General features: G+C 61.8%; 12 protein-coding genes. 8 read left to right on the top strand and 4 right to left on the bottom strand.

Annotated elements, in window-relative coordinates; genetic code table 11:
* From WCG50_RS04830 to WCG50_RS04820, 3 genes are all read left to right on the top strand, one after another.
* Positions 1 to 846 (top strand): PAS domain-containing protein (locus WCG50_RS04830; RefSeq protein WP_336898439.1); only part of this gene is annotated, 846 nt, incomplete at its 5' end.
* A complete protein-coding gene (locus WCG50_RS04825) occupies positions 816 to 3488 on the top strand; it encodes an EAL domain-containing protein (RefSeq protein ID WP_336898438.1) in 2673 nt (890 codons plus the stop codon). The genes WCG50_RS04830 and WCG50_RS04825, both read left to right, overlap by 31 nt.
* 207 nt (positions 3489 to 3695) lie before the next feature.
* Positions 3696 to 4823 (top strand): HPP family protein, encoded by a 1128-nt coding sequence (locus WCG50_RS04820; protein WP_336898440.1) that lies wholly within the window; start codon positions 3696 to 3698, stop codon positions 4821 to 4823.
* Here WCG50_RS04820 and WCG50_RS04815 read toward each other — a convergent pair.
* The 3 genes from WCG50_RS04815 to glnE are packed head-to-tail and all read right to left on the bottom strand — an operon-like array spanning position 4792 to position 11967.
* On the bottom strand, positions 4792 to 7935 hold the full coding sequence (locus WCG50_RS04815; protein ID WP_336898437.1) for an efflux RND transporter permease subunit: 3144 nt from the start codon (positions 7933 to 7935) through the stop codon (positions 4792 to 4794). The two genes, WCG50_RS04820 and WCG50_RS04815, sit on opposite strands and share 32 nt — an antisense overlap.
* Before the next feature lie 9 nt (positions 7936 to 7944).
* Positions 7945 to 9177: an efflux RND transporter periplasmic adaptor subunit gene (locus WCG50_RS04810; RefSeq protein WP_336898436.1), complete on the bottom strand. Its 1233-nt coding sequence runs from the start codon at positions 9175 to 9177 to the stop codon at positions 7945 to 7947.
* A gap of 57 nt (positions 9178 to 9234) precedes the next feature.
* Complete coding sequence (gene glnE / locus WCG50_RS04805; protein WP_336898435.1) at positions 9235 to 11967, bottom strand: bifunctional [glutamate--ammonia ligase]-adenylyl-L-tyrosine phosphorylase/[glutamate--ammonia-ligase] adenylyltransferase; 2733 nt, start codon at positions 11965 to 11967, stop codon at positions 9235 to 9237.
* Positions 11968 to 12023: 56 nt separating this feature from the next.
* Here glnE and WCG50_RS04800 point away from each other — a divergent pair, with 56 nt between their 5' ends.
* Genes WCG50_RS04800 through WCG50_RS04790 form a run of 3 tightly spaced genes read left to right on the top strand, consistent with a single transcriptional unit; the run spans position 12024 to position 18655 of the window.
* On the top strand, positions 12024 to 16019 hold the full coding sequence (locus WCG50_RS04800) for a YhdP family protein (RefSeq protein WP_336898434.1): 3996 nt from the start codon (positions 12024 to 12026) through the stop codon (positions 16017 to 16019).
* Positions 16016 to 18010, top strand: a complete 1995-nt coding sequence (locus WCG50_RS04795) for a PAS domain S-box protein (protein WP_336898433.1) — start codon at positions 16016 to 16018, stop codon at positions 18008 to 18010. Before WCG50_RS04800 ends, WCG50_RS04795 begins: the two co-directional genes overlap by 4 nt.
* A 9-nt stretch (positions 18011 to 18019) precedes the next feature.
* A complete protein-coding gene (locus WCG50_RS04790; protein ID WP_336898432.1) occupies positions 18020 to 18655 on the top strand; it encodes a response regulator in 636 nt (211 codons plus the stop codon).
* Here the strand turns inward: WCG50_RS04790 and WCG50_RS04785 are convergent.
* Entirely contained in the window at positions 18608 to 18775 is a 168-nt protein-coding gene (locus WCG50_RS04785; RefSeq protein ID WP_336898431.1) for a hypothetical protein, read from the bottom strand. The genes WCG50_RS04790 and WCG50_RS04785 overlap by 48 nt on opposite strands.
* Between WCG50_RS04785 and WCG50_RS04780 the strand changes: the two genes are divergently transcribed.
* Both WCG50_RS04780 and WCG50_RS04775 read left to right on the top strand, forming a co-directional pair.
* A complete protein-coding gene (locus WCG50_RS04780; RefSeq protein ID WP_336898430.1) occupies positions 18708 to 19925 on the top strand; it encodes an MltA domain-containing protein in 1218 nt (405 codons plus the stop codon). The genes WCG50_RS04785 and WCG50_RS04780 overlap by 68 nt on opposite strands.
* Positions 19926 to 19991: 66 nt before the next feature.
* Entirely contained in the window at positions 19992 to 20945 is a 954-nt protein-coding gene (locus tag WCG50_RS04775; RefSeq protein WP_336898429.1) for a chemotaxis protein, read from the top strand.
* Positions 20946 to 21000 lie beyond the last annotated feature (55 nt).

Here is a 21000-nt window from a genome sequence, read left to right as displayed (position 1 = left end):
TCCAACGAGGAACTGCAAAGTTCGAACGAGGAATTGCAATCGGTCAACGAGGAACTCATCACCGTCAACGCCGAGTTTCAGGAAAAAATCGACATCCTCAATCGCCTCAATGCCGACCTCGACAACATGGCACAAGTGGTTCCGGCTGGCACGGTGTTCGTTGATGAAAACCTGAAACTAACCCGTTTCAGCCCGGATGCGACCCGCATCTTCAAGCTGCGCGACTCGGACCTCGGTCGCCCGCTGGACGACCTGGCCCACACGTTGCTCTACCCCGAACTGATCGCCGACCTGAGCCGCACGCTCAAGGATGGCGACAAGGTGGAGAAAGAAGTGCGCGGCGTCAATGGCCTGCATTACCTGGTGCGCATGCTGCCCTACAGCGTGCCGTCCTCGTCGGCCAAAGGGGCGGTCACCACCTTCATGGATGTGACCGCGTTGCACGAAATGTCGCGCCTGCAGCACATCATCGATGCCCTGGCCGAGCACATTGCTGTGCTCAATACCCATGGCGTCATCACCCTGGTCAACAGTGCCTGGCGCCACTTTGCGATCGAGAACGGGGATGCCGATATGGCGCACTCCGGGCCGGGCATCAATTACCTGGATGTCTGCAAGGAACTGCATGAGCCGCATGACAACACCGCCAGTGCCGCGCGTCGTGGTGTGCGCGAGGTACTTGAAGGCAAGCGTCACCATTTCTCACTTGAATACCCGTGTCACTCCCTGACTGAGGAGCGCTGGTTTGTCATGCATGTGTCCACCGTCGGTGGCGAGCAGCCCGGCGCCGTGGTGAGTCATATCAACATCACAGCGTGGCGCCAGCAGCAACTGGCGGCGGCATGATGGCGAGGCCAGAGTCCGTCACCGAGCGGTTGCAGCAGCTTAAATTGCGCGCTCAGGCGCAGGTGCAACCCCAGGAATCCAGTGTTGACTGGCCCGGCATCATCCCGGTCGAAGTGGCCAAGTTGCTGGAAGATTTGCGCATTTACCAGATCGAACTCGAACTGCAAAACGAGGAACTTCGCGCGTCCCAGCAAGATCTGGCGTTGTCGCGCAAACGCTACCAGTCGATGTTTGAACAAATGCCGCTACCTGCCCTGGTGGTCGAAGCCAAAGGCCTGATCGAAAACCTCAACGAGCGGGCAGCGGTCTTGCTGGGCACCCGCAAATCGCAGGCGGGATTTGACAACCGCCTGTTCCAGGGCTTGGGCCGCGACGACCGCACCCGCCTGCACGTGGCACTGCGCGATGTGCGCCACGGTGACCCCTTGGTGCTGCAAAAGCTGACGCTGACCGATGCGCAGAACCAGCCTCGTGTGCTTGACGCCCATTTGATCCAACTGTCGCTGGACTACCACCTGGATAACCATGTGCTGGTGCTGCTGGTGGACCGCAGCCTGGAGGCTGCCCATGAGACCGAGCAACACATTTTTGCAAGGCTGCTCGACAGCAGTGACAACCTGGTGTCGGCCGCCGACACCACGGGCCGCATGATGCTGGCCAACCAGCCGCTGCTCAAATTCCTGGGCCGTCCAAGGGACCAGGTGCTGGGTCACAAGCGTGAAAATTTCCTGCCCTTGCGTGATGCGATCCTGCAATCCGAGACCGATGCGCAGGTGCTGCGCACTGGTGAGTCGGTGACGCTGGAGGAGCAGTTTCATGTTGGCGGCGCGCAAGGCTCGGTGGCGTTCCTGACGCGCAAGTTCCCCTTGCATGATGCGCAGGGTCGGCTCTACGGTGTGGGCGGCATCTCGACCGACATCACTGACATCAAGGACAAGCAGCGCCAGAGCCTGCTGAGCGAGTCGGTTTTCATGACGGCGGCGGAAGCCATCATCGTGACCGATCCGCAAACCCACATCGTTCGGGTCAATCCGGCATTTACCCAACAATCAGGGTTTTCTGAGTCCTCGGTGCTCGGCCATCGCACCAATATCCTGAAATCCGGGCGTCAGGATGCTGACTTCTACCAAGCCATGTGGCAAGCCCTGACGCAGGAGGGACGCTGGTCCGGCGAGATCAGCAACCGGACCTCCGCGGGCGGCTACTACACGGTCTGGAGCAACATCAACGCGGTGCTGGATGCACAGGGCGAGGTGATCCATTACATTGCCATCCAGACCGACTTGACCCCGCTGCGTGCCGTGCAGTCCCAGATGTTGAAAATGGCTTCGTATGACAGCCTCACTGGCTTGCCCAATCGGGCCTTGTTCAACGACCGCATTGGCCAGCTCATCTCTTTTTCCCAGCGGCGCCATCAAACCTTCGCCCTCTTGTTCATCGATCTTGATCACTTCAAGGAAGTCAACGACAGCCTCGGCCATTTGGTCGGTGATGAGTTGCTGAAGATGATTGCCAAACGCCTCCAACTGGCGGTGCGTGCGGAGGACACAGTGGCGCGCCTGGGCGGGGACGAGTTTGTTATTTTGTTGCCGATGACCAATAGTCAGAATGCCCATGTGGTGGTGACCAATCTGCTGGATCAGTTGCGGGCCCCGATGATGCTGGGCCAGGGCGTTCACTACATTCCGATGGCGTCAGCCGGCATTGCCATTTTCCCGGTAGATGGCGACACCCCTGATCTGTTGCTGCGCAATGCCGACATTGCCATGTACGAAGCCAAACTGTCCGGACGCAACCGCAGTGCCTCCTACATGGCACAAATGAGCCAGGACAATGCCCAAAAATTTTCAATTCAAACGGAATTGGCGGGCGCCATTGAACGCCAGGAGCTAAAGGTTTATTACCAACCCAAGTTCAAGCTCGCAAGTGGAGAACTGGTCGGAGCCGAGGCGCTGGTGCGTTGGCAACGGCCCGGCCATGGTTTGGTGATGCCCGGGGCGTTCATCGCCATTGCCGAAAAGTCTGGCTTGCTGGTGGCGATTGACCAGTGGGTGCTGAATGAATCGCTGCGCCAGGTGGGGCAATGGCAGCGTCTGGGGTTGTGGCAACTTGGCATGCGGCTGGCCGTGAACCAAAATGCCAGCGACCTGCGCCGCCCCCATATGATTTCTCAAGTGCAAGCCATGCTTGATGCGCATCATGTGAGCGCCACCGTCCTGGAGCTGGAAATAACCGAGGACGCCCTGCTGGTGCACACCCAGGAATTGATAGAACGGCTCCATGAACTTCGCCAGCTTGGGATCACGCTGGCGATCGATGACTTTGGCACCGGTTACTCAAGCTTGTCCTACTTGCGAAAACTACCGATCGCTGTGATCAAGATCGACCAGAGTTTTGTGCGCGGTATGATGGTCAACGAAAGCGATCGGATCCTGGTTGAAACCATCGTCGTCATGGCCCACAAACTGGGCCACAAGCTGGTGGCTGAAGGTGTGGAAGAAATCGAACAGCGAGATTTTCTGGCCCGGCTTGGCTGCGAAGTGGGGCAGGGTTACCTCTTCAGTCGCCCGGTGCCTGCAGATCAATTTTTCGACCTGCCTTTGAGTACCAGCGAACCGGTAGGTTGCATTAATGCAGTTTGATTTTTTGTGAGTCGATATCGCCGATAGCGCTCGTGTTACCTGCGTGAGCAGCTATTAAAACCATAGTTTCTTAAGCTGGAATAAGTTTTGTTTTTTGCGACGGAGTCGGTATCATCTTCCGACTTCTTGCAAAGGATTATTAGCGTGAGTCTTGATGAAAAACCCGCCGCCTGGCGTGTCGCGCTCAGCCTTGGGGCGGTCAAAAATATTGCATTGAGATTTCTCGCGGCCCCCTTGCAGGTCGATGCCCGAGAACGCGGGCGTGCTTTTTTGGGGGCGGGCTTGGGCATTTTCATCACTGCTTTGCTGAGTCGCTGGTGGGGTGGCAGCGCTGTTGCGGCCACCTGGCTGGTGGCGCCCATGGGGGCCAGCGCGGTGCTGGTGTTTGCGGTGCCGTCCAGTCCGATGGCGCAACCCTGGTCGGTGCTGATGAGTCACACCTTGGCAGCCCTGGTCGGCGTCACTTGTGCCATTTATATCGGCGATCCGGTGGGGGCGGCTTCTGTGGCGGTGGGTCTCTCGCTGGCACTCATGTTAGCGTTCAGGTGCGTGCATCCCCCTGGCGGGGCCACGGCCTTGCTGGCGGTTTTGCTGCATGCCTCCAACTACTATTTTGTGTTGTTTCCCGTGCTGGCAAATGCCTGCCTGTTGGTGATGAGCGGCGTGGTGTACAACAACCTGACGGGGCGAGCCTACCCTCACTCACAACGCAGTTCCGACCCCAAGCCAAGCGAGGCGGCCCGCTTCAGCAGCAAGGACCTCGATGACGCGCTGGCGCACTACAACCAGGTGCTGGATGTCAGTCGCGACGATCTGGAACAACTGCTGCACTACGCCGAACTGGCTTCCTACCAACGCCATCTGGGCGAACTGCGCTGCGCCGACATCATGTTGCGCGATCCGCCTTCAGTGCAATTTGGCACTTCGTTGAGTGAGGCCTGGAAACTCATGCGCCAGCAGCACCTCAAAGCCTTGCCGGTGCTGGACCGGACCCGTCGCATCGTCGGCATCGTGACCGCCGCTGACTTCTTGCGTCAGGTGGATCTGGATGAGCTGGGCGGCATCGGGCAACGCTTTCGCGCTATGGTCCGGCGCAGCGGGTCAACGCATTCGGACAAGCCCGAGGTAGTAGGGCAGATCATGACGCGCAAGGTTCAAGTGGCCAGCGTGCAGCGCCACGCGATAGATCTGGTGCCGCTGTTCTCGACCGGCGGCCACCAGCACATCCCCGTGATAGACGGAGACAACCGGCTGGTGGGGCTCATTACGCAGTCTGATCTGGTGCGCGCCCTGTACCAGGCCGTCAAGCCCGCAAGTACGCCATCCCACGCTTGATCAGGTTGGCCAAGTCGTCGATGTAGGTGAACACGGCCGGCACCACCAGCAGGCTCAATAACGTAGACGTGATGAGCCCGCCGATGACGGCAATCGCCATCGGTGAGCGAAAGCTCGGGTCGGCGCCCCAGCCCAGGGCGAGGGGCATCATGCCCGCACCCATGGCGATGGTGGTCATGAGAATCGGGCGGCTGCGTTTGTGGCAGGCGTCGACCAGCGCGTCGAAGCGGCTCTTGCCAGCCTCGCGCGCCAGAATGGCGTAGTCCACCAGCAAAATCGAATTCTTGGTGACGATGCCCATCAGCATGATGAGGCCGATCATCGAGGGCATGGAAAGTGCCCGCCCGGTGAGCAGCAGTGCGACAAACGCACCGCCCATGCTCAAGGGCAGTGCGGCGAGGATGGTGACCGGTTGCATGAAATCATGGAATAAAAGCACCAGCACGCCATAGATGCACAGCACACCAATCAGCATGGCGATACCGAAGCTGGCAAACAGCGCCTGCATCTCTTGCGCGTCGCCCAGCTCGGCAATCTGCACACCCGGTGGCAGGTTTTTCAGGCTCGGCAAGGCCCGTGCCTCGGTGTTGACTTCCCCCAACTGGCGGCCGCCCAACTCGACGTCGAGCGTCACGTTGCGGCTGCGGTTCAGGCGGTCAATCTGGGCCGGGCCGCTCTCCATGCTGAGGCTTGCCACGTTGCCCAGCATCACCGGGTTAGGCACCCCGCCCGCGCCCATCTTGCCGGGTACCGTCAGGCGTGCCAGTGTGGCCAGATCTGCCCGCACCGCCTCCGGCAGCTTGACGCGAATCGGCACCTGGCGCTCAGACAGGTTGAGCTTGGGCAGGCTGGTGTCGTAGTCGCCGGCGGTGGCCACGCGCACGGTTTCGCCGATGCTGGCCGCGGTCACGCCCAGGTCGGCAGCGCGGGCGGCGTCGGGGCGCACGATGATTTCGGGGCGCACCAGCGAAGCGCTGGAACTGACGTTGCCCACGCCTTGCAAGGTGCGCAGCTCGCGTTCCACTTTTTGCGCCGTGGCCAGCAGCGTCACGGCGTCGTCGCTCTTGAGCACCAGTTGCATCTTGACGCCTGAATCCGGCGGGCCCACCGTGAAACGGGCGCCCGCAATGTCCGACATTTTCTGGCGCAGTTGCGCTTCAATATCGGCCATGCTGGCGGACCGCTCGGTGCGGTGCGTAGTGGTGAGTGTGAGCACGGCGCGGCGTGCTTCGGCCGAGGCGCCGGGCGCAAACGCATCGCCGCTGGAGCCACCGCCAATCGAGCTGAAGATGCTCTTGACGTGCGGCACCGCCATGGCGGCGAGGCGGGCGCGTTCGGCCGTCGTGCGGGTCTCGGCCAGCGTGCTGCCGGGCGGCAGTTCGATGTTGATCTGGGTCTGGCCCCGGTCAGCGGCCGGCACAAAGCCGGTCGGCAGCAAAGGCACCAGCGCGATCGAGCCGACAAAAAACAGCGCCGCCCCGGTCATGGTGAGGGCGCGGTGGCTCAGGCACCAGCGCATGGTGCGCATGTAGCGCGCCATCAGCCAGCCATCCGGTGCTTCATGGTAGGCCGCGGTGGGGTCGTCATGGGCCGCATTTTTATGTGGTTTCAAAATGTAGGCCGCCATCATCGGCGTGAGCAGCCGCGCCACCATCAAGGACGCCAGAATTGCCAGCACCGCGGTCCAGCCGAATTGCTTGAAAAACAGGCCCGGCACGCCACCCATGAAGGCGGTCGGCAGGAACACCGCCACCAGCGCAAAGGTGGTGGCAATCACCGCCATGCCAATTTCGTCAGCCGCTTCCATGGCGGCTTGGTAGGGTGACTTGCCCATGCGCAGGTGGCGCTCAATGTTTTCGATCTCGACAATCGCATCGTCCACCAGCACGCCGACCACCAGGGCAAGCGACAGCAGCGTGACGGTGTTGAGCGTGTAGCCAAAATACTTGAGGCCCAAAAAGGTAGGAATCACCGACAGGGGCAAGGCGGCGGCCGACACCAGCGTGGCGCGCCAGTCGCGCAGAAACCACCACACCACGAGGATTGCCAGCAGTGCGCCTTCGTAGAGCAACTCCATCGAGCCCTTGAAGTTCTCGGCCACCGGGGCGGCGTTGTCGATTACTTGTTGCAAGGCGATGGTTGGGTTACTTGACTGCAATTCGGCGACCGCGGTGCGCACGCCTTGGGCCACGTCAATTTCACTGGCGCCCTTGGTTCTGAAGACTTCAAAGCCGACCACGGTGCGGCCATCCTGAGTGGCCACCGAGCGCGGCTCGGCGACGGTGTCGAGCACCTGCGCCACCTGGTCGAGCCGCAGGTGGCGGCCATCGGCCAGCGGGATGTCGAGTTGCGCCAACTCAGCCGCGGTTTTGACGGTGGCAATGGTGCGCACCGACTGCTCGGCACCGCTCACATCACCGCGGCCACCGGGCGCTTCCTGCTGCACCAGTTTCAGGCGACGCGACACGTCGATGGCCGACACGTTGAGTGCCGCCATCTTGTCGGCGTTCAACTCAATCCGTATCTCGCGGCTGGCGCCACCCATGCGTTTAACGGCACCCACCCCCGGCACGCTGAGCAGGCGCTTGGCCACGGTGTTGTCAACAAACCAACTCAGGGCCTGGTCGTCGAGTTGGCTGGCGTGACCAGTCGTGCCCGGCTGGGTGGGTGCTTGTGCTGCGGTGGCGGTGAAGGTCAGCACCACGCGCCCGGCGGTCGAGGCTTTGGTGACCGAGGGGTCGCGGACATCGGCAGGCAGGTCGGCGCGGACGCGGGCCACGGCATCGCGCACGTCGTTCACCGCTTCGGCAATCGGTTTTTCAAGGATGAATTCGACCGTGACGGTCACCTCGCCATCAAGCACCTTGGCGTAGATATTCTTCACGCCTTGCAGCGTGGCAACTGCGTCTTCGAGCTTGCGCGCCACTTCAGTTTCCAGCTGCGCCGGGGCCGCGCCCGAGAGTGCCGCGCTGACGGTGACGATGGGCAATTCGATGTCCGGAAAGTCCTGCACCACGCTGGCGCGAAACGACAGAATGCCCGCCAGCGAGAGCAGCACAAACAGCATGATCGCGGGCACCGGGTGCTTGATGGAGAGCGAGGAAAAATTCACACTCGCTCCTTATTTAATAGCTGCTTGCGCAGGTGTTACGGGGGCTAGATGGCTATTTGGCGCTAAACTTTGGGCTGCGACCGGGGCTGAAGCCGGTGCCGTCACAGAGGCCGCCGCCACCGTTTTAACCAGATCACCGTCGTTCAAAAACCCGGCGCCGCTGGCCACCAGCACGTCCGCAGGCCCGATGCCACTCAGCACCTCCACCCGGTCGGCCACGCGCCGGCCAATTTGCAGCTTGACCTGACTCACGCGCTGGTCCGCATTCAGACGAAACACGTAGTCGAAACCATCGCGCACCACAACCGCCTGCTGCGGCACGCTCAAGGCCGATGACTGTCCCAACTCAAACTCGCCGCGCGCAAACATGCCGGCCTTGAAGCCTGCGTCGCCCGCCGTTTTGGCGGCTGTGGGCAAGTCCACATAGACCAGGCCGGAGCGCGTTTGCGGGTCGACGGTGGGCGCCACCATGCGCACCCGGCCCTGCGTCTGCGCGCCACTGGCAGACGTCACGGTGACGGCCGTGCCCACCACCATGCGGCCCAACTCGGTCGAGGTCACTTCGGCGCGCCACTCGAGCCGCCCTTGGCGAATCAGCCGAAACAACTCGGTGCTGTTCATCACCACCGCGCCCACGGTGGCGCTGCGGCTGGAGATGACGCCGCTGTCAGGCGCCAATACCTGGGTGTTTTTGAGGCGCAGTTGCTGTGAGGCCAAACCCGCTTTGGCCGACTCGACCCGGGCTTTTGCGGTTTGCTCGGCGGTCAAATACTGGTTGATCTGCTGGCCGCTGAAGGTGCCGGTGGTCATCAGCGTGCGCACCCGGTCGGCGTTGGCGCTGGCCTCGGCCGCGTTGGCCGTGGCTTCGTTGACGCCCGCGCGCGCTTGCGCCACGTCGGCTTGCACGCTGTCATCGGCAAACCGCGCCAGCAACTGGCCGCGTTGCACCGCATCGCCCACATTGACCAGCACCTCGGCCAGTCGCAGGCCGTTGCTTTCGGTGCCAATGCTGGCTTCCTGCCAGGCCGCCACGTTGCCATTGGCCGTCAGCGTGATCGGCAAGGTGCTCATCTGTGCCTGTGTCGTGGTGACGGTGAGGGCGGGTTTGGCGGTCGCAGTGGCTTGGCTGGCAGGTTTGGTGGGGGCTTTGTCTTTTAAGGCAAATAGGGCTATAGCCCCCGTCGTTATTGCGCAAGCAGCTATTAAAACAATAGCTATTGGTTTGAGTTTGAAAGCGTTCATAAGGGACCGGTTTGACGGTGATGCGTGCGGGCAGCGGCCCGCACGGTGAGAAAAAAATCAGTGTGACACTGCGCCAAACACCGTCTGCCATAACGCCAGCACCGCATCGCGCTCAGTCTGCAACTCAGGCATGAAGACGGTGGTGGGTTCTTCGTTGAGGCGGGCGCGGTGCTGCACCCGGCGCATTTCGCGGTAGGCGCCGGCGGCCGCATGCCCGACACCGGGGGGCAGCAAGCCCAATACTTCGGCGCGTTCCAGCAGGGCGATGTTACCGGTGTTGTCAATCAACTCGGGGTACTGCGTGGCGTTGGCCAGCACCAGGTATTGCATGACAAATTCGGCGTCAAACATGCCACCAGGGCTTTGCTTGACGTCAAAGAGTTCGTGCGCCGGGTCGCCCTTGGCCGGGTGGGCTGCGCGCACTTTTTCACGCATGGCGTTGATTTCAGCCTTCAACTCCTGCGGGTTGCGCGGGGCCGCGATGACGGCTTTGCGAATTGCATCAAAGCGCTGGCGCAAAGTGTCGTCGCCCAGCACGAAGCGGGCGCGGGTCATGGCCTGGTGTTCCCAGGTCCAGGCGGTGTTTGAGCCGCGTTGCAACTGGTAGTTGGCGTAGGCGTCAAACGAGGTGACCAGCAGACCGGCGTTGCCGTTGGGGCGCAGCGCGGTGTCAATTTCGTACAAATCGCCTTCGCCGGTTTTGACGGTAAGCCAGTTGATGAGCTTGCGCACCAGGGCGGCATAGACTTCTGAGGCGTTGTCATCTTCGTCGTCATAGACAAACACGATGTCGAGGTCGCTGCCGTAGCCGAGCTCTTTGCCGCCCAGTTTGCCGTAGGCAATGATGGCAAATTGCGGGGTTTCGCGGTGTTTCTTTTTCAGCAGGCCCCAGCACCAGCGGGTGGTGATGCGCAACACCGCTTCTGCCAGGGCACTCAGGTCGTCGGCCACTTGTTCGACCGTGATCTTGCCTTCGATGTCGCGCGCCAGCGTGCGGAATATTTCAGCATGGTGCGCGCGGCGCAGCAGGTTGAGCAGGGTTTCGTCGTCGTCTTCACCGGTGCCGGCCAGGGAGGCGCGCCGGTGGTCGAGTTCGTGCTCAAACTCGGCGGCGATAAAGCGTTCATCGAGCATTTCAACCCCGGCCAACTCGTCAATCACACCGGGGTGCAGCAGCAGGTAGCGGGCCGGCCAGCGGGCGGCGCCCAGCAGGCGCAGCAGCCGTTCATGCACGTTGGGGCGTTCCAGCAGCATGGCCAGGTAGCTTTCGCGGCGCAGCAGCGGCTCTATCCAGTCGGCCAGGCGCACGGCGGCTTCTTCGGTCACTTTGCCTTCGCTCACCCATTGCGCCGTGCGTGCAATCAGGCGAATCAAGCGGGTGCGGGACTCTTCCCGCAGGGCCAACACCCGGGGGTGCTCGCGCCAGGCCGCGACCCGGGCCTGAAATTGCGCGGGCAATTGCGTCAGCAGTTCATCAAAGCCGGGGGCTGCCGCCGGTTTGGCGCCGTTGCAACTCTTGCAGCCTTTTTCGGCGCCGCCACCGAGCAGCGCATCAAACTCCTGCGCCACACCTTCGCGGTGGCGGTCGAGCTGGTGCAGCAGTTCTTGCGAGGTGGCAAAACCCATGGTGTGGGCGATCCAGGCGAGGTCCTGGTCTTGGGTGGGCAGTACATGGGTTTGCTGGTCGTCCAGGTACTGGATGCGGTGCTCGACCCGGCGCAAAAAGTCGTAGGCTTCGGCCAGCGATTGCGCCGTGGCTGGCGGCATCAGGCCGGCCTTGACCAGTCGGGGCAGTGCACTCAGGGTGGGGCGGGTTCGGAGTTCCGGAAACTGGCCGCCGCGCACCACCTGCAGCAGTTGCACGGTGAATTCAATTTCACGAATGCCACCCCGCGACAGCTTGACATCGTTGGCCCGCTCCGGGTGGCCGGCGCTGCGTTTGCTGGCATGGTCCCGGATTTGCCGGTGCAGGATGCGCAGCGAGTCAAACACGTTGTAGTCGAGGTAGCGCCGGAACACGAACGGAATCACGATGCTGCGCAGACCTTTGGAGGTGAGATCGCCGGGGTCGCCCATGCGCGCCACCACCCGGCTTTTGAGCCAGGCAAAGCGCTCCCACTCGCGGCCCTGCACATGCAAGTACTCTTCCAGTGCGCCCAGCGACACGGCGGGCGGTCCGGAGTTGCCGTTGGGGCGCAAGGCGAGGTCGACCCGAAACACAAAGCCGTGCTCGGTGACGTCGCCAATCAGCGCATAAATAGCCCGCACCGCCTTGGCAAAGTATTCCTGGTTGGACAGGCGACCGCGCCCGATCTCATCGCCCGTGGTGTCGCCGTCCTGGTCGTAGATGTAGATCAGGTCGATGTCGCTCGAGACGTTCAGCTCGCGCGCGCCGAGTTTGCCCATGCCGATAACCCAGAGTTGGGCGCGTACGCCCTCGGGCGTCATGGGGCGGCCGTGGGCTAGGTCCAGCGCCTGCTGCACTTCGGCGCAGGCCGTGATCAGGGCGAATTCGGCCAGGTCGGTCATGGCCTGGGTGATTTGGCGCAGCGGGGCTTGTTGGTCGCAGTCCAGGCACAGCAGGCGCTCGAGCACCAGTTGGCGCGTGGTGCGCAAGGCGCTGCTGGTGTCATAACCCCCGGTTTTCAAGGCCGCGAAGGTCTGGGCCATGGTGGTCTGGTCCGGCAGGCCCGGTGCCAGCAAGTGCAGCTGACTCTCAAAGCGACGTCGAATGCGCACACCAAAACGCGAGTATGAGGACATTGCGGTGCCGGTGATAATTCCTGTCATATTTCCAAGTTCCAATGATCGACTTGACGCCTGCCCCTTCAACACTGCTGAAAACAATGACAACCGTCGCCCGCTGGTCGCTGGGCTTGTTGCTGGCTGCGTGGCTTGTTTTCTTGCTGGCCTGGGGCGCTTTGCACTGGCTGATTGTGCCGCGTATCGGCGAGTTTCGTCCGCAGCTTGAAGCCAAGGCCACGCAGGTGTTGGGTGTACCGGTGCGCATCGGTGCCATCACGGCGGCTTCCACCGGGTTGATCCCGTCGATCGAACTCACCAATGTCCAGTTGATTGATGCCCAAGGTCGGGCGGCCTTGAGTTTGCCGCGCATCCTGATCGCCCTGTCACCGCGTTCACTCGTTAATCTCGGGTTTGAACAGTTGTATATCGACCGGCCTGAACTCACGGTTCGCCGTGACCGCACGGGCAAGATTTTTGTCGCTGGACTGGATTTTTCGAAACCCGGCAGCTCTGAAAATGGGGCGGCAGAGTGGTTTTTTTCACAACTCGAATTTGCCATTCATGACGGGACCCTCCAGTGGACCGATGAACTGCGGGCAGCGCCCACGCTGGCGCTAAAGCAGGTGGAGCTGGTGGTACGCAACAAGGGTCGGCGCCACGATCTGCGCTTGGATGCCACGCCGCCGGTGCTGTGGGGCGAGCGGTTCAGTTTGCGCGGCCAATTTACGCAGCCTTTGCTGTCGCGCAGCAAAAGTCAGTGGCAGGATTGGACGGGCCAGCTTTATGCGGAGTTTGCGCGGGTCGATTTGTCCGAACTGCGTCGCCATGCCGATGTCGGTATCGATCTTCATCAAGGCAATGGTGCGGTCACGGCTTGGGTCGATGTCAGCCAGGGCGAGGTGGTGGGCGCCGTGGCCGATGTGGCTCTGGCCGCGGTGAATGTCACGCTGGGCCCTGATTTGGAGGCCCTTGAACTGGCATCAGTGCGCGGGCGTCTGGGAGGCAAGGTGCTGGCCGCAGGTTTTGAGTTTTCGACCCAGGGACTTCAGTTTGACACCCATGACGGTTTGCACTGGCCGGGCGGCAATGTCAGCGTGAGTTACCTCGGCGCTGAGGGCAAGATCGCGGCCCGCGGTGAGATCAAAGCCGACAAGCTGGACCTGGCCGCCCTGGCCCAGATCGCCAACCGTTTGCCCATGGATGCGCCGGTGCGGGCCCAATTGCTGACCTACGCTCCCAAAGGCTTGGTGGAACGTATTCAGGCCAGTTGGCAGGGCCCCATGAGCGCGGTGAGTCAGTACGCGGTCAAGGGCCTGGTGAGTCAGTTTCAGTGGGCGGTGGTGGGCGATACGCCTGGCATTTCGGGCGCCACGATTGATTTTGACCTGAATCAGTCGTCCGGCAAGGCTCGCATCAGCCTGGCCAACGGCGCCGTGGACTTGCCCGGTTTTTTTGAAGAGCCGGTGATCCCGATCACCCTGATGTCGACCGAGGTCCAGTGGCAGATCAATGGCGAGCGCATTGCGGTGCAACTGCCCAACCTGACCTTCAGCAATGCCGATACACAAGGCGAAGCGCAGATCAAGTGGGAGACCAGCGACCCGGCCAAGTCCACTTCGCACGGCCGTTTTCCAGGGGTACTGGATTTGCAGGCCAGTCTGAGTCGCGCCAACGGCACCCGGGTGTTCCGTTATTTGCCCACCGTGATTCACAAGCCGGTACGCGACTATGTGCGCGACGCCCTGCTGACCGGCAGTGCCAGCGTGGTGAAGTTCAAGGTCCGGGGCGATCTGAACAACATGCCGTTTACCGACCCCAAGCTGGGCGAGTTCCGGGTCTCGGCCGACGTTCAAAATGCCACTCTGGCCTACGTGCCCTCCAGCATCCAGTCGCCTGGCGCCCCGCCTTGGCCGGCGTTGACGCAACTCAATGGCGAGCTGGTGATTGACCGGGCTCAGCTTCAGGTTCGCGCGGCCCGTGCCCGCATGGGGGCTGCCAATGGCTTGCAGGTCCACAAGTTGGAGGCGGTGATTCCCGATTTGAACCATGCCACGGTGACCGTTAATGCCGAAGTGAAGGGTCCGCTGGCCGAGGGGCTGGGCATTGTCAACAGCTCGCCGCTGGCAGCCATGACCGGCAAAGCTCTGGGGCGGGCCGTGGTCAATGGCGCGGCCGACATCAAGCTGAAGCTGGTGTTGCCGATTGCCGACATTGAAAAATCATTGGTGCAAGGCAGTGTCACTCTCAACAACAACGACCTTCAGATCATCCCGGAAGCCCCCAAACTGACCCGTGGCAGGGGTGTGGTTAATTTTTCGGAGACTGGTTTTTCACTGGTGGGCGCCCAGGCGCGCATGCTCGGTGGTGACACACGCCTGGAGGGTGGTTCCGTTGCACAGACTGCTAGCAATGGCGCTCGGGGCCTGCCGCCAATCGTGATCCGGGCCAGCGGCACCGCCACGGCGGAAGGTTTACGACTGGCCCGGGAGATCGCCCCGCTGGCCCGACTGGCGCAGTTCACCAGCGGCAGTGCGGCCTACACGGCGGTGCTGGGGTTTCGCCAGGGTGAACCGGAGTTGCTGGTGACCAGCAACCTGCAAGGCCTGGCCTTGAGCCTGCCGGCGCCCTTGAATAAAAGCGCCGAAACCGCGCTGCCCTTGCGGCTTGAAACCGCACTGGTGCGCGAGTCCTTGCTGCCCGGGCCGGGAGGCGCGTTGCGCTTGCAGGACCAGTTGACGCTGGAGTTGGGTCGCGCCGCCTCGGTGGTGTATGTGCGCGACCTGTCCGGACCCGAGCCGCGGGTGCTGCGCGGCAGCATGGCGGTGGGTCTGTCGCCGCAAGAGTCAGCGCCCATGCCTTCAGAAGGGGTGGCTGCCAACATCAATTTGAGCGGCGTCGATCTGGATACTTGGGGCGCCGTGTTGTCGCAGGTGGCAGGCACCTCGCTGGCCACCACGGCCTCCCAGGGCTACCTGCCCAGCAGTCTTGCGGTGCGGGCCTTGGAATTGGGCTTTGGTGGACGCAAACTGCACAACGTGGTGGTCGGGGGTACGCGTGAGGGCCGCTTGTGGAAGGCTAATCTGCAGGCCACCGAGTTGAACGGTTACCTGGAATACCGGCAACCGTCAGACACCGGGGCGGGGCGCGTCTATGCCCGTCTGGCCCGGTTGACGATTGCGCCTGGCGCCGCCAAGGAGGTGGAAGCCCTGCTGGAGGAGCAGCCCGCCAGCATTCCGGCGCTCGACATCGTGGTGGAAGATTTTGAGTTGCGTGGCAAACATGTCGGGCGGGTTGAGGTCGAGGCCGTTAACCGGGGTGCCGGGACAGCGGCGCGGGAGTGGCGCTTGAACAAGTTCAACCTGATCACCCCCGAAGCGGTGCTGACGGCCAGCGGCAATTGGGCGGCGGTGGGCTCGCCGATCGCTCGTGGCGCCACTGATCGCCGTCGCACGGTGATGAATTTCAAGCTCGACATCACGGATGGCGGCGAGCTCCTGTCTCGCTTTGGCATGAAGGGCGTGGTTCGCAAAGGGCGCGGCAAGATGGAAGGTCAAGTGGCCTGGATGGGGTCGCCCATCACACTGGATTACCCGTCCATGACCGGCGCTTTTACGGTGAATGTTGAAGAGGGGCAATTTTTGAAAGCCGACCCCGGCATTGCCAAATTATTGGGGGTGTTGAGCTTGCAGGCCTTGCCGCGCCGCCTGACGCTGGATTTTCGGGATGTCTTCAGCGAAGGCTTTGTGTTTGACTTTTTCCGCGGCGATCTCACGATTGAGCAAGGTATTGCCAAAACCAATAATCTGCAAATGAAGGGCGTCAATGCCGCCGTGCTGATGGAGGGCTGGGCTGACATTGGCAAGGAAACACAAGACCTCAAGGTGGTGGTGGTGCCAGAGATCAATGCCGGTACCGCCTCGCTGATTGCCACCGTCATCAATCCGGCGATCGGGCTGGGTACCTTTTTGGCCCAGATGTTTTTGCGCCGCCCCCTGAGTGAGGCGGCCACTCAGGAGTTTCACATTGATGGCACCTGGACCGACCCCAAAGTCACCAAGGTAGAGCGCAAGGCAGCGCCCGCCAGCAACATCCCGTGAACACCCTGCCTTTGTCCCGACGTCGGACCCTCTGGACCGCGCTTGTACTCCTGGTGGTGGCGATGCTGGCGATGCTGGTCTGGCTGGCCGGGGTCTATGAGGCCGCCCAAGTGCAAGGTCGTCTGGAGCGCGACGCGTCCGAAGCCGTGGCTGATGTACGGGCTGCATTCACGCGCAACGTGCAAAGTTTGCAAGCCTTGCAATACAGCGACCCATCGCCCAACTCCTGGGCCATCGATGCGGCGGGTTTTCTGCGCGAGCACCGTGAGTTGGTGCGTGTGGAATGGCGCAGCAACGACTTGCATTTGCTTTCACAGGTCGACACCCCCTTTCGCACCCCGGTGTTTGATCACCGGGGCCGCAGCTATGCCCAGTCGGAAGTGGCGCTGGCCTGTGCCACGGCCCACCGCTTCAGTGGCCCGGCCTACACCAGCAGTTATTTCGTTCCCTTCGCCAATGGACTCGGAATGCAGGTGATGGAGTTGTGCCTGCCGCTGCAAAGCGGCGGCAAGCCGGCAGGGTATCTGGTGGCTACCTACGCCTTGCAGGAGGTGCTTGACGCCATTCCTGCGCGCCAAGGCGGACGCAATGACGAAATCGCCTTCACCGAAGGCGATGGCACCCGGCTGGCCATGCGCCGCGCCACCCGCAGCGGTAGCCGGGTCTTTTCCGTGCAGCAATTGGTGGACTTGCCCGGCACCAGCCTGGTGTTGCGCATGGACAGCTGGCGCGGTGCGCCCGATCTGTTTCCCAATGTGCTCACCGCGCTGGTGGCAGCCATGTCGCTGGGCCTGCTCTTGGTGATGGCTTTGCTGGGCCGGGACATGCGACGGCGCCTCAAGGCCGAACACGATCTGGCCGATGCGCTGGCCTTTCGCAAGGCGATGGAAGACTCGCTGGTGACCGGCATGCGGGCGCGTGATTTGCAGGGGCACACCACCTATGTCAACTCGGCTTTTTGCCAGATGGTGGGCTTTTCGGAGGATGAGTTGTTGGGGCGGCACATGCCCGCACCCTACTGGCCCCCCGAGTTCATAGATGAGTACCAGCAGCGCCAGACTATTCGACTGGCCGGTACCGCGCCGCCGCGCGAAGGTTTTGAGTCGGTCTTCATGCGCAAGGACGGATCGCGCTTTCCGGTGCTCATCATCGAAGCGCCCTTGATTGACGCCCAGGGCGTACAAAGTGGCTGGATGAGTGCGTTCCTGGACATCAGCGAACAGCGCCGTGTTGAGGAGTTGTCGCGTACCAGTCAGGACCGGTTGCAGGCCACCGCCCGGCTGGCGATGGTGGGCGAGATGGCGTCGCTGCTGAGTCACGAACTGAACCAGCCGCTGGCCGCCATTTCAAGTTATGCCAACGGGTCGCTCAATTTATTGCAAGACGGCGCCAACGCGGCGCAGGCGCATGGGCCTGATTTGCAGGTGGCGATGCAGCGCATTGCGCAGCAGGCAGAGCGGGCCGGCAAAGTTATCAAGAGCGTGCATGACTTTGTGCGTCGGCGCGACCAGGTACGCGAAGTGGTGGCACCGCAAGTGCTGCTTGACGCCATCCTGCCCCTGATCCATCTGCAGGCCCGCAAATTAGGGGTGAGGGTGCAGATTGAGATTGAACCTGAGGTGCCGCCAGTGGTGTGCGACCGAACCATGGTGGAGCAAATCTTGCTGAATCTGGCGCGCAATGCCATGCAGGCGATGGACCAGCCCGCGATTGTGGAGCGGGTCTTGCAGCTCACGATCCGCCGTGCCCCGGGCGAGGGCGCCCGGAAATGGCTGGAGTTTTCAGTGGCGGATGTGGGCAGCGGCATGACGCCGGAGGTGCAACAACAGTTGTTCAACCCGTTTTTCACCACCAAGGCCGAAGGCATGGGCTTGGGGCTAAGCTTGTGTCGTACGGTGGTGGAACAGCACGGTGGAGTGCTGCTTTTTGAGCCCAATTGGCCGCAGGGGACTATTTTTGTTTTCACCCTGCCGTTGCGCGCTGTGGCATAACATCGGCGCATGTTGCCTTTGATCGAATCCCAGGTTTTTGTCGTGGATGACGACGCCAGCGTGCGTGAAGCGCTGGCATGGCTGCTGCGTTCGCGGCGCCTGGCCAGCGAAGTGTTCGAGAGTGCCGAAGACTTTCAGCGCAAGCTTGAAAAGGGTGCGGTCATCAACCAGCCCAGCTGCCTCTTGCTGGATGTACGCATGCCGGGCTTGAGTGGCCTGGCATTGTTTGAGTGGCTGATTGAGCGCGGCTTGCAGCAGTCGATGCCGGTGATTTTTTTAACCGGCCATGCCGATGTACCCACAGCGGTGGATGCGGTCAAGCGCGGGGCGTTTGATTTTTGTGAAAAACCCTGCTCCGACAATGCCCTGGTTGACCGCGTGGTGCAGGCCTTGGCGCAGTCAGCCGCCTACCTGCAAAAGCATCAAAAAACCGGGCGTCTGCAGGAGCGACAAGCCGAACTCACCGAGCGCGAGCGCGATGTGATGGCCTTGGTGGTGGAAGGCTTGCCCAATAAATTAATTGCTGACCGGCTCGACATCAGCATCAGAACGGTCGAGGTGCACCGGTCCCGCGTGTTCGAGAAAATGGAAGTCAAGTCAGCGGTCGAGCTGGTCAACCTGTTTCGCCAAGTCCCCGGTGGTTGAGTCACTGTCGGCCTTGGCGGCGGGTAACTCGCCCCGGTCGCGCCCCGAGAACATGGTCCACCACACAATCAACACCAGCAACAGCAAGGCCCCCAGAGCCTCCAGCAAGAGCAAACGCATGAACCGACTCCTGTATCCCGTTTTGATCGGCCTGATTGTAGGGACGCTGGTGGCTTGCGGCAGTGCCCCGAGGCAGACACCTGCCGATCGCCCCTCCGTTCCCGAAGTGGCCGCGCCTCAACCGGTGGTGGTGGGCGATACCAGCCTCTTGCCCGGCGCCCTTTTACAAGCCAAAAGTCGCTGGACGCCAGTGCGTTGGGCCGAATTGCCAGGTTTTGACGACGATGCCCTGCATGAGGCCTGGAATGCCTGGGTTAAAAGTTGTGAGCGCCCCGGCCCGGTGTTTGCGCCTCTGTGCAGCGAGGTTCGGCGCTTGAGCATTGGCAGCGGCGAGGAGCAGCGGGCCTGGCTGGTGGCGCGGCTGCAGCCGTACCGGGTCGATGCCCTGTCGGGCAGTGCCGAGGGGCTGCTCACCGCCTACTTTGAGCCGGTGCTGGAAGGCGCCCGCACACCCAGTGCCGCTTTCAGCGTGCCGCTGTACCAGCCGCCGCTCGGATTGGCGCAGCGCAAGCCCTGGTTTACGCGCCAGGAAATTGACACCCAGCCCTCGGTGCAAGCGGCGCTCAAGGGCCGTGAAATCGTCTACCTGGCCGACCCGATTGATGCGCTGGTGCTGCAGATTCAGGGCTCCGGGCGCGTGCGCATCACCCAGCCTGACGGCACGCAAACCGTGGTGCGACTGGCCTTTGCCGGTTCCAACGACCAGCCCTACAAAAGCGTCGGTCGCTGGTTGCTTGACCAAGGCGCGGTGCGTGATGCCTCATGGCCCGCCATCAAGGCCTGGGTGGCGCAAAACCCGGGCCGCGTCAACGAATTACTGTGGAGCAACCCGCGCACGGTGTTTTTTCGTGAAGAAATTTTGTCGGATCTGGATGCCGCCTTCGGTCCCAAAGGCGCGCAGGGCGTGGCGCTGACACCCGGACGCTCCATTGCGGTGGACCCCGGCAGTATTCCCTATGGCACACCGGTCTGGCTGGCGTCACCAGGCCCCACGGCAAGGCTCCAAAAACTGGTACTGGCGCAGGACACCGGCAGCGCCATCGTGGGGGCGGTGCGGGCCGATTATTTTGCCGGTTGGAGTCCGTCGGCGGCCGAGTTGGCCGGCCGTTTGAAACAGCCGTTGCGGCTTTGGGTTCTTTGGCCCAAGTAGTCCGCGGCAAGTTACCATTGACCCTGAAAAATGTCACATCTCCTGCACCCTTGAATGGATAAATTCATGAAAACAGCCATGCGCGATATCGATGAGCGGACTAATCTGGCCGGCAACAGCATGTTTGAATTGCTGCTGTTTCGTTTGGGCGAGGCGCCTGGTTCTGACCGGCGCGAGTTGTTTGGCATCAATGTTTTCAAGGTGCGCGAGATTCTGGTGATGCCCGAGATCACCGTGATGGTGAACTCGCCACCGTCGGTCATGGGCGTGGCCAACATCCGGGGGCAGATGATCACCGTGATTAACCTGCCGCAAATTGTGGGCTGCAATCCCACCAAAGGTCTGGGCATCTTGTTGGTGACGGAGTTTGCCCGCACCACCCAGGCTTTTGCGGTCGAAGAGGTGAACGAAATCGTGCGCCTCGAATGGAAGCATGTGCTCTCGGCCGACAACACCGGGGGCGGTTTGGTCACCAGTATTGCCCGCCTCGATGGCAGTGCCGAGAACACCCGTCTGGCGCAGGTGCTGGACGTTGAGCAGATTTTGCGTGATGTGTTCCCTCAGGAGCATCAGGCCGCCCAGGATGCTGAAGTGATTTCCAAAGTGCACTTGCCGCCCGGCACGGTCATTCTGGCTGCGGACGATTCAGCCGTGGCCCGGATGATGATCGAGCAGGGGTTGAAAGCCATGAATGTGCCTTTCATCATGACCAAAACCGGCAAGGAAGCTTGGGAGCGTCTGCAGATGATGGCCAACCAGGCCGAGGCGGAAGGTAAATCAGTCAAGGACAAAGTGGCGCTGGTCCTGACCGATCTGGAAATGCCCGAGATGGACGGTTTCACCTTGACGCGCAACATCAAGCAGGACCCGCGTTTCAAGAATATTCCGGTGGTGATCCATTCGTCTTTGACGGGTTCAACCAATGAGGACCATGTGAAGAGCGTCGGCGCGGATGGTTACGTGGCCAAGTTCGTGGCGGAAGAACTGGCGGCGACAATTCACAAGGTGCTGACCCGGTAATATTTCTTGACGGGCACATCGGGCTGCGTGATTGCAGCCCTTTTTTTGTCTGAAC

Source organism: Rhodoferax sp. (assembly GCF_037143375.1).
Taxonomy (GTDB): Bacteria; Pseudomonadota; Gammaproteobacteria; order Burkholderiales; family Burkholderiaceae_C; genus Rhodoferax.
The sequence above is the reverse complement of the archived record's forward strand: the minus strand, read 5'-3'. Positions and strand labels throughout refer to the sequence as shown.